Origin of the sequence: uncultured Dokdonia sp. (assembly GCF_937910895.1) — a bacterium.
In the GTDB taxonomy this organism is placed as follows: domain Bacteria; phylum Bacteroidota; class Bacteroidia; order Flavobacteriales; family Flavobacteriaceae; genus Dokdonia.
Map to the genome: position 1 here is coordinate 1 of NZ_CALEMI010000059.1, position 4193 is coordinate 4193.

The following is a 4193-nucleotide window of genomic DNA, read 5'->3' on the forward strand; positions in this document are numbered from 1 at the left end:
ATCACACACGCCGCTAGAAAGATAGTTGGATTTAAGATTTGTAATCCATAATAAATCATCGTTGGAATTATACCACTTAAAAGCCAAGTACCAGCCAATGCGCCAACCATTAATAAGATTAAGAGTGCACCTGTTGTGGATTTTACATTTTGAGCAACCTCTTCTACCATTTCTTTGTAACTGACTTTATTAAAGTGACCTACAATGGCAGCTACCGCCGCTCCTAATAATAAAACAAATTGATTAGATCCCGACAAGGCATCATCACCAAAAACAAAAACATTAAATGCGAGCATTCCGACGAGCGCAAAAATAGGAATCAATGCTTCCCATATATTAAGCTCCTTATTCTCTACTATTTTTTCATTTTGACTGTCTTGTCTTTGACTATCCATACAATGCTATTTTAAAGCCACAATGTAACCATTTTATATAAAATAAAAGATACTCCTTCACGAGATATAACTAGATAATTTTTACGGGTTTACCACAAAAATAGTGTATGTTTGTAGTAAATTAGACTACATAATCATCTTTATACAAGTATTTTGTCGATGTTTTAATGTAGATAAACGAAAAGATTATAGCTAAATATACCTTTTATACTAATATCTAATATGTTTGTAATCCCAAATCTAATTATTGACATGAAACAATTACTACTTACAACCATACTTATGGTCTGTACTCTAGCGACTGCGCAAGTGGGTATTAACACCACAAATCCGCAATCAAGTTTAGATATCTTAGCAACCGACGCTGTTACTCCGCTAAATACCGATGGAATATTAATACCGCGCATCAGTAATTTTCCAGTAACCAATCCTACAATCAATCAACAGTCTATGTTGGTCTATCTTACGGTAGATAGAACCAATATAAATGTAAGTGGTACACCACAAGATTATACTACAGGGTTTTATTATTGGGACAATACGATTCCTAATTGGGTTTCCATCGCACCAGATACCAATTGGAAGATTACTGGAAATGACAATGTCACAAGTGGGACGCACTTTATAGGAACTACTAATAGCCAAGAAGTAGATTTTAGAGTAAATAATACATTTGTAGGTCGTCTTACAGAACTTGGACAATTTGAATTAGAGGCAGATGAAAAATCTGTGTTTATAGGATTTGAAGCTGGAGAAGCCTATGATCCTGATAATACAGCATCAGAACATAATACTTTTGTAGGATACCAAGTAGGAAAAGCAACCAACGCTGGACGCGATAATACAGCCATGGGAGCCTTAAGTCTTACAAAAAATACCTCAGGAGATTTTAATACAGGGGTTGGAGATGAAACGCTAGAGAACAATACCACAGGAGCCCGTAATACCGCAGTAGGTAATGATGCCCTAAGACAAAACCAAGATGGAAATAACAATACTGCCATAGGACAAACGTCTTTAAATAATAATAGAACTGGAGATGATAATACGGCAATAGGCTTTAATGCTGGAACCACCAATCAAACAGGAGATAATAACGTTTTTATAGGTGTGAATGCAAATACCTCTGGAACTGGATTCAATAATGCAATTGCTATAGGTAATGCTGCCTCTACAGGCAATAACAACGCCATAGCCATAGGAGATGATGCAGACGCTACTTCGCTAGAATCTATCGCGATTGGTAATGATGCTGATGTCCGTGGTGCTTCTAACGCAGCGATTACTATTGGAAAAGGTTCGACGGTTGATGGAGGTTCTAGTAACTCCGTTATTCTGGGAAATGGAAGTACCATTAACAATGGATCTTCCTCTAGTATTGCATTAGGTAATAATAATAATCTAGCAGGTGGTGTAAACAATGCAATTGCACTAGGTAATAATGTTACGATAAACAATGGATATAATAATGCCATTGGTATTGGAAATGGAGCTACACCTACGAAGGCAAATCAATTAAAATATGGAAGTATTACTGAAATCGATCAAGGGACTGCTGCTATTGTAAATACGTCTGATGGTCGTTTTAAATATGATATCAAAGCAAATGTTCCTGGTTTAGATTTCATTAATCGCTTGCGACCTGTTACCTATAAATTTGATCTTGCAAAATTAGATACGTTTCACAACGCTCAAATCGTACGAGAAAATTCAACTAAAATCGAAACAGGTTTTATTGCTCAAGAGATAGAAGAAGCAATGCTCGCTTCAAATTACGATTTTTCAGGTTTAGTCAAACCAGAAGACCTTACTAAAGATAATTACAAAGTGTCTTATGTTACTTTTGTTGTTCCCTTAGTACAAGCTGTACAAGAACAACAAGAAGTTATAGAGATACAGAATAAAAAAATAGAGTTGCTTGAATCACGTCTTCGTAAATTAGAAAACCTTGTAGAAGGTCTTAAATAATTTACTAAGCATATATAGATATTAATCCCTAAATTAAGAATCTATTCAAACCTAAAATCCCGCCTCAACAGCGGGATTTTTTTAGCTAAATATTATTATATAAAATCTGAAAAACGTATTCAAAATAATTATATCAAAGCTGCTACTTTAAAAACACCTACTTCTTCCATACATTTTTTCATCTCTTGATACGTACGTTCTATATCATTATCTAGTCCTACAGAAAAACGAATCAATCCATCCGTAAGTCCCATTTCTGCTTGCTCATCTTCTGGAATTTCTGAAGAGGTTGACGTGCCTGGCGCACTAAATAAGGTTTTATAAAATCCTAAACTCACTGCCAGGTATCCTAAATTACGCTCTTGCATTAACTCCATCAAAGCATTGGCTTTATCAAGGCTTCCTACATCTATCGTAAGCATCCCTCCAAAACCATACTCTTCATTCATCATACGTTTAAATACTTCGTGACTTGGATGTGATGTCAATCCTGGATATACCGTACGCAATCCATCTGCTTCAAATTTGTTGGCAAGATAGGTCGCGTTATGACTATGTTGTTTCATTCTAATATGTAACGTTCGCAAGTTCTTAAGAATCGATGCTGCACGTAAACTATCCATCGTAGATCCTAGTAACATACTCGCCCCGTCATTTACATTGCGCAACTGATCTATAAATTCCTGACTTCCGCAAACTACTCCACCAACAGTATCTGAAGATCCATTAATAAACTTTGTCAAACTATGAATCACAATATCGGCACCATGTTTAACAGGGGTAATTGATAAAGGAGAGAAGGTATTATCAACGATAAGTTTCAGGTTATGCTTTCGCGAAAGCGCACTTAACGCCTCCAAATCGGCGATTTCTAATAATGGATTACTTACCGATTCACAATACAATACTTTGGTTTGTGGGGTAATGGCAGCCTCAACTTTTTCTAAATTTGTGATGTCTACAAAACTTGTCGAAATCCCAAACCTTGGGGTGAAGTTCTTCAAAAAAGCGTAGGTTCCTCCATAAATCGTTCTGCTCGACACAATATGATCGCCTGCTTCACATAATTGTAATAATACTGGCGTGATCGCGCCCATTCCACTCGCAGACACATTTGCTGTCTCTGTATCTTCCATCGCTGCAAGCGCCTCGCCTAGATAAAGATTGGATGGCGTACTGTGACGAGAATATAAATAGCAGCCGTCGGCATCACCTTCAAAGGTGTCAAACATCGTTTTGGCAGATAAGAATGTATAGGTCGAACTATCAGAAATAGAAGGGTTGACACCTCCAAATTCTCCAAAGTACTGTAAATCTTGAATTTTATTTGCGGGTTTATACGACATAGTATTTGTATTTTTAGAGCACACATCCTTAAAAAGATGAGATACCTGTTAATTATTTATACACCAAATTTAAAATATGATAGATGATTTATCAATGATAACCATCATATTTAGAAAAATAAACTATAAATATTGTATTTTTACTGTTTACGCTTTCGCGAAAGCGTATATATGAACACAACCACTAGATAAATTTTCTATATGACCTTTGATGCTATTGACAAAAAACTCTTGGGATATCTCCAAGAAGACTGTAAAAAAACCAATAAAGAACTTTCTGGGCTGCTAAATTTATCAGTCACTGCCGTGTATGAACGGATCAAAAAACTAGAACGCGAAGGAATTATCGAGCAGTATGTAGGTCTGGTGAATAAAGCGAAAGTAGATCGTGATTTTGTGGCGCTTTGCCATATCAAGTTAATACAACACCGTAAAGAATATCTGACTACGTTTGAGAAAGCAGTACTAGCGATAGAAGAAGTCG

The 4193-nt window shown here is 36.1% G+C and carries 3 protein-coding genes and 1 pseudogene; 2 read left to right on the forward strand and 2 right to left on the reverse strand.

Annotation, left to right across the window (positions count from 1 at the left end):
• Positions 1–395: pseudogene (locus Q0505_RS07555) on the reverse strand (sodium:proton antiporter); the annotation flags it as partial.
• Between the two features lie 252 nt (positions 396–647).
• Between Q0505_RS07555 and Q0505_RS07560 the strand changes: the two are divergent.
• Positions 648–2363 carry a tail fiber domain-containing protein gene (locus Q0505_RS07560; RefSeq protein WP_299210850.1) on the forward strand — a complete coding sequence of 572 codons (1716 nt, stop codon included), beginning with the start codon at positions 648–650 and terminating at the stop codon, positions 2361–2363.
• 128 nt (positions 2364–2491) lie between these two features.
• Here Q0505_RS07560 and Q0505_RS07565 read toward each other — a convergent pair whose 3' ends face one another.
• On the reverse strand, positions 2492–3709 hold the full coding sequence (locus tag Q0505_RS07565; RefSeq protein WP_299210854.1) for an aminotransferase class I/II-fold pyridoxal phosphate-dependent enzyme: 1218 nt from the start codon (positions 3707–3709) through the stop codon (positions 2492–2494).
• 201 nt (positions 3710–3910) lie between these two features.
• Between Q0505_RS07565 and Q0505_RS07570 the strand changes: the two genes are divergently transcribed.
• Positions 3911–4193: Lrp/AsnC family transcriptional regulator (locus Q0505_RS07570; protein WP_299210857.1), on the forward strand; the 283-nt coding region annotated here is incomplete at its 3' end.

Excerpts from the sequence above, each read along its gene's own strand:
- Q0505_RS07560 (WP_299210850.1), top strand. The coding sequence starts at position 648 with ATGAAACAATTACTACTTACAACCATACTTATGGTCTGTACTCTAGCG.
- Q0505_RS07565 (WP_299210854.1), bottom strand. The coding sequence starts at position 3,709 with ATGTCGTATAAACCCGCAAATAAAATTCAAGATTTACAGTACTTTGGA.